Genomic DNA, 5,302 nt, shown 5'->3' with positions numbered 1-5,302 from the left:
AATGTAATACACCTCATCCTGGTCATAGTGGAGATGGGGCGGCGGTTCATTTCCCGGTTTCATCCGAAGCTCCAGAAGGAAGAAGCGGTTTTCGGTCTCGACCGATGTCACGAGAAAAGACATGAGACTGCCCATGTAGGATCGGGTGGTTTCCGTGACCGCGCTACGAACGAAGAAATCTGCTGAGTGTTTCATAATTCGACCTCTGATATTAATGTGACTGTGGTGCTCACGATTGGTTTTGTGCTAACTTAAATTTTGCAACTCAGTCCTTGCAAGTGTAGATTTTGACGAAATGCTCTAGCGGTTGTGGTGTGATTGGCAAGGATAGTGAGGTGAGAACCAAAAAAACAGAAAGATTGCGTCATGAAATTGCTCCTAATGATTATGGTTCGACATGTCCGATCGTCGAACGAAAGACATCATCCGGATCGTAGGTTCGTTTGAGATCGAGCAACCGCTCATAGTTCGATCCGAAGGCAAGCCGAACGCGCTCCTGCTCCTGCTCATCCAGGGCATTGATGTACCCCCATTTGAAAGCATAGGGTGCAAGTACCTGTGAAATGTTCTGTGCCCATTGGATATGCCGTTGCTCGTCGTCTGGAGACTGTGGCTCCCAAGCTGCGATCGCCTGAACCATCAGATGATCCTGACGCAGCGCAAAAGCAGTCTCGGACACACCCACACGGCTTGCGGCTCCATGAAAGTTATGGAGTTCGATGAGCGAAAAGGAGGAAGAGAATGGCAGTCCCTGTTCGATCAGCACCTCAATGGTCTCAGCCTGGAGACCACTGAGCGACTGCGTTTGAATATAGTAGTGACGACCTTTCGGGGCAATAGCATCCAACTCATGAATCAGTGCGTTATATGTGATGGGTTGCACTTGATCAACCAGCGGAGAGCCAAAGGTACGCAGAGGTGCGAGCACCTGTTCACCTGCTTCGATCGGACCACAATAGGTGGGTGAGAGAAAGAGAACTGTTGAACCATCTGGCATCTGGAAGAATCCAGACGCAATCGTCAATTCATCGGGTGCTGTTGCGATAAACTCATTAAGGCGGCGTAACACCGCTCTGGCTTGATCCAGAGGATACAGCAGCATACCAGAGAGCACCGTGATGAGCGGATGCAGGCGATACTCCAGGGAAACGACAACGCCAAAGTTGCCCCCGCCTCCGCGCAATCCCCAAAGCAAATCTGCATATTCCTCGGCATTTGCGGTCACAAGCTGTCCGTTGGCAGTTACCACTTGTGCTGACAGCAGGTTATCGGCACCCAGTCCATAAGCACCCGTCAGAGGACCATATCCTCCTCCCAAGGTAAATCCAGCCATCCCAACGCTGGAGATGGTTCCTGTGGCTGTCGCCAACCCATATTTCTGCGCTGACTGGATGAGGTCGCCAGCCGTTGCTCCACCTTGAACATGGGCTGTGCGATTAACTGGATCTATGGTGACGGCTCTCATCTGGGAAAGATCGATCACCACGCCATTCTCAGACAAAGCTCGTCCAGCAAAATCGTGTCCTCCCCCCCGAACCGAGAGTGCCAGCCCATGCTTATGTGTCCAGCGAACCGTATGAATGACATCTTGGATACTCAAACAACGAATGATCGCTGATGGTCGAGTCTTCACCTTGCCATTCCAGAGTTGGCGCACCGATTCATAGGCAGCGTCCTCAGGCAGAAAAAGCTGTCCTGTAAGCAGTGCTGCGAGATATTTGAACAAAGTATTGCTCTGACCATACGTTGTTGTCATGGTTTCTCCTTTTCATGTTGCAGATTGAATAACTCATCAGAGTTTTGCCCACTCTACCCGCTGTTTAGAAACTGTTCTAGTTGATTCAATCTTTACTTTCTACTAGTTTCATCAGACTGAAGAGAGCCTAGCCACTTCTGCCAGAACCGAGCAGCTTGAACTTCCAACGAGTTGATATTACGAGCAGTATCTACTCGTAACTTATTAAGGCTTAATTCAGGAGTGGTAACAATCTCACACGCATGACCAATAAACCACCGTTCCAATCCTGTTGCTGTCACTTCAGGGTGAAATTGTAGTGCCAGGCAATGCTTCCCGTAGGAAAAAGCTTGATTGCAATACAATGAGCTAGATGCAAGGTGAGTAGCGCCCTGTGGTAAGTCAAAAGTATCCCCGTGCCAGTGCATAACTGACGTGTTTTCTATTACCAAATGGCTTAAAAGCGATTGTTGACCTGCCTCACTAAGTTGGATAGGTGCCCAACCAATTTCTTTACACATACCAGGGTATACCTTAGCACCTAAAACTCGTGCTATCAGTTGAGACCCCAAGCAGATACCTAAAGTAGGTAAATCAGTTGCTAATCGCTGGTCTAGTAAACGCAGTTCATCCAGTAAAAAGGGATAATCTTGTTCCTCGTAAGCGCCAATTGGCCCACCTAGAATAATCAGGAGTTCTGGAGCCAGCAGATTAATTTCAGCAAGGGAATCAAAACCAGCCTCTAAGTAGGTGATAGCGTAATCTTGTTGCAAAAGAATTGGAGCTAAACTACCTAAATCTTCAAAAGCAACATGTCGAATGGCAATAGCATTTTTCATGGGTATTTAAGCAATTCAATTTCAAGTAAATTCAGCTGCTTTCGACCTAATTCAAGCCGCTCAAAAGGATGAATCAATCTAAAAATGCAGTGGTGGTAGATTAAGCTGCGTCAAAAGCTTTGTTCTCTAAAGAAGCTATTTTGAGGAGTAGTTGGCCCTTGGTGGATAATCGCCAAACCCTATTTATTTTCATTGCACTAACGCACATACTGCCACAAGGAGCACAACAGCAACCGTCCGCAACTTCTCCCTGAATTAATTCGTTTTTCCAAAGTTCGTGTGTGATTAGCCTAAAGGCTTTTGATTCAAAGCCTAGTATTCGACAGACATCTTCTCCAGTAACTGCCTGTACACTTAAAAACTGCAAAATTGTCAACTCCATTTTTTCTTCTCCTATAAGCTAGCACTCAGTAGTAATGGGATTAGAGAATTTCTTCTAATTCCAACACCCTTCAAAGCTATTTAGGTAAAGCAACCTAAATGGAGCAGTCCTCTACCTCAGCCTATTTGCTTAGTGAAGTGGCTAACTGTCCTTTGCCGAGTCGTGTTAATATGCATGCTATCTAGCTGTCTCACTTCAGTTTCATCTAGTGGCAGCATAGGCAGACGGGGAGTTCCAGCTTTAATTCCTAAAAGTTGTAAACCGGCTTTAATCGTAGTAGGTAGCCCTCCTTTGAGGATAAATTTCAGTAACGGCAATTGTTGGTAAAAAATCCGTCGAGCCTCAAAGAAATCTCCCTTGAGGGCGAACTCATAAAGTGCAGTAGTAAATTCTGGAATTAAATTGTGAGCCGCAGTACACCAGCCACTTGCTCCAGCAGCAAAAGCCTCTAGTGCCAGCGGGTTGGAGCCATTGTAGAAGGGAATGGTGCCATCAGAAAGCTCGTATAAACGGTGCATCCGCTGGATGTCGCCTGTACTCTCTTTCACCATAGTAACGTTATCAATCTCCTTCACCATCCGAGCAATCAGCTCTGGTGATAAGTCAATCCCACTTGTAGCAGGATTGTTGTAAACCATGATTGGAATACTAATTGCTTGGGCAATTGCAGCATAATGCTGAAAAATTTCACGCTCGGAAAGTTTCCAATAGGAAATCGGCAGCACCATAACTGCGTCAGATCCGACTTGCTGGGCAAACTTGGCACGCCGGATTGCATTGTGTGTAGTGAGTTCTGAAATGCCAACAACAGTAGGGACTCGTTTAGCTACTTGATGAATCGAAACGAACGCTACTTCCTCCCATTCAGCATCTGAGAGGTAAGCGCTTTCGCCAGTACTACCTAAAGGGGCAATTGCGTGAGAGCCATTTTCGATCAGTTGCTCAATCAATTGAGATAATGTATCTGTATCAATCGTTTCGCCACCGTCCTTGAATGGGGTAACAGGATAGGCAATGATGCCGTGCAAATTTAAATTTGGCATTTTTTTGTTCTCCTAATTAATAGACTTGTCGCCTAATAAAGGTTTTGAATTTTTCGAGCCAGGCAAAGCAAGGGTTTCAGCCACTAATTTTTTATAAAGCGACAAGTCTAATTAGCTTCTTCACGCAAAGCTAAATTCCCCATGTTTTGAAGCATTGGTGCATTCTCACAAGCTAAGTACTTGGCAGGCTTGTCTGGATCTAGATTGACATGATGATGCCATGCCCATACTGGAATATAAACGGCATCTCCTGCTTTCCATTCCACTTTTTGATCTTCAATCATGCTGTAACCTTGCCCTTCTAGAACAAAGAGAATTGTTTCATAAGTATGGCGGTGTCGATTGGAACGCCCATTTGGAGTTAGCCCACCGATGGTCATGCTAATTGCAATCGACGGCAGATCGATGAAGAAAACTGGGTGTTTGCGAGCTTGGGAGTAGGCGTTTTGGATAGTACCTGACTCAACACCTTGATGAATTAACCGCTTTGGTATCTGAACTTGGACGGTTGGCGGAGTTTTATCAAAATCTGCTGAGTGAAATTTAACTGTATCCATATTCTTGGTTCTCCGTTTGTTTCTGTAGTCAGGTTTAACTCCTGATTAGTTAGTTTGTTGTTTGCTCAACGAACTACCTTAATTATCTACATGCCGTTTTGATTGGTGCAAGACTTATTTTTGATAGATATGATAGGTGTAACCTATAACGCTTGATGCAGATTTTGATTGAATTACGTCACCTTCGATATTTCTTAGCTGTAGCAGAAGCTGCTCATTTTACCCGTGCTGCCGAAGCCATCTATGTTTCTCAACCGACACTGTCACAACAAATCAAGCAGTTAGAAGCAGACTTGGGTACAACCCTATTTGACCGCATCGGCAAGCGTGTCATGCTCACGGAGGCGGGTGAGATTCTTCAAGCTCATGCACAACGAATATTTACCGAACTAGAGCAAGTACAACAAGCCATTCAAGAATTAGAGGGATTACAAGGAGGAGAGCTAGCTGTTGGAGTCGTGCAGACGGTAAACGCTTATATGATTCCAGACTTAGTAGCTCGCTTTACCACTGCTTACCCAAGGATTTCACTCCGCATTCAGGAGCTATCTGCTGACGAGATAGAGTCTAGAATTGAACAAGGAAAATTGCATTTGGGAATTAGCTTCATACCCCCTACCTCTCCTTTTCTAGAGGCAGAGCTTCTGTTTGATGAAAAATTAGTACTTATTTTGCCAACATCTCATCGACTAGCTAGGCAGAAGCTGGTTCGTTTTGACGAACTCAAAGATGAAGCGTTAATCTTA

Annotated in this window: 6 protein-coding genes; 1 reads left to right on the top strand and 5 read right to left on the bottom strand. The window is 45.4% G+C overall.

Features of this window, described 5'->3' with window-relative positions:
- Positions 1–385: 385 nt before the first annotated feature.
- From H6G97_RS44750 to H6G97_RS44730, 5 genes are all read right to left on the bottom strand, one after another.
- Positions 386–1,756 (bottom strand): FAD-binding oxidoreductase, encoded by a 1,371-nt coding sequence (locus tag H6G97_RS44750; RefSeq protein WP_190946904.1) that lies wholly within the window; start codon positions 1,754–1,756, stop codon positions 386–388.
- A 92-nt stretch (positions 1,757–1,848) separates the two neighbouring features.
- A complete protein-coding gene (locus H6G97_RS44745) occupies positions 1,849–2,574 on the bottom strand; it encodes a glutamine amidotransferase (RefSeq protein WP_190946903.1) in 726 nt (241 codons plus the stop codon).
- Positions 2,575–2,674: 100 nt separating this feature from the next.
- Entirely contained in the window at positions 2,675–2,956 is a 282-nt protein-coding gene (locus H6G97_RS44740; protein ID WP_190946902.1) for a hypothetical protein, read from the bottom strand.
- A gap of 116 nt (positions 2,957–3,072) precedes the next feature.
- A complete protein-coding gene (locus H6G97_RS44735) occupies positions 3,073–3,999 on the bottom strand; it encodes a dihydrodipicolinate synthase family protein (RefSeq protein ID WP_190946901.1) in 927 nt (308 codons plus the stop codon).
- 107 nt (positions 4,000–4,106) lie between these two features.
- Positions 4,107–4,556, bottom strand: a complete 450-nt coding sequence (locus tag H6G97_RS44730; RefSeq protein ID WP_190733512.1) for a cupin domain-containing protein — start codon at positions 4,554–4,556, stop codon at positions 4,107–4,109.
- Positions 4,557–4,711: 155 nt separating this feature from the next.
- On the opposite strand from H6G97_RS44730, the gene H6G97_RS44725 reads away from it, so the two are divergent.
- Positions 4,712–5,302: LysR substrate-binding domain-containing protein (locus H6G97_RS44725; protein WP_199350106.1), on the top strand; the 591-nt coding region annotated here is incomplete at its 3' end.

Source organism: Nostoc flagelliforme FACHB-838 (assembly GCF_014698065.1).
In the GTDB taxonomy this organism is placed as follows: Bacteria; Cyanobacteriota; Cyanobacteriia; order Cyanobacteriales; family Nostocaceae; genus Nostoc; species Nostoc flagelliforme_B.
This window is presented reverse-complemented; position numbering and strand designations above follow the sequence as displayed.

Bases quoted from the DNA above. Each gene is read 5' to 3' on its own strand.
- H6G97_RS44740 (WP_190946902.1), bottom strand. From the start codon at position 2,956: ATGGAGTTGACAATTTTGCAGTTTTTAAGTGTACAGGCAGTTACTGGA.
- H6G97_RS44745 (WP_190946903.1), bottom strand. From the start codon at position 2,574: ATGAAAAATGCTATTGCCATTCGACATGTTGCTTTTGAAGATTTAGGT.
- H6G97_RS44735 (WP_190946901.1), bottom strand. From the start codon at position 3,999: ATGCCAAATTTAAATTTGCACGGCATCATTGCCTATCCTGTTACCCCA.
- H6G97_RS44730 (WP_190733512.1), bottom strand. From the start codon at position 4,556: ATGGATACAGTTAAATTTCACTCAGCAGATTTTGATAAAACTCCGCCA.
- H6G97_RS44750 (WP_190946904.1), bottom strand. From the start codon at position 1,756: ATGACAACAACGTATGGTCAGAGCAATACTTTGTTCAAATATCTCGCA.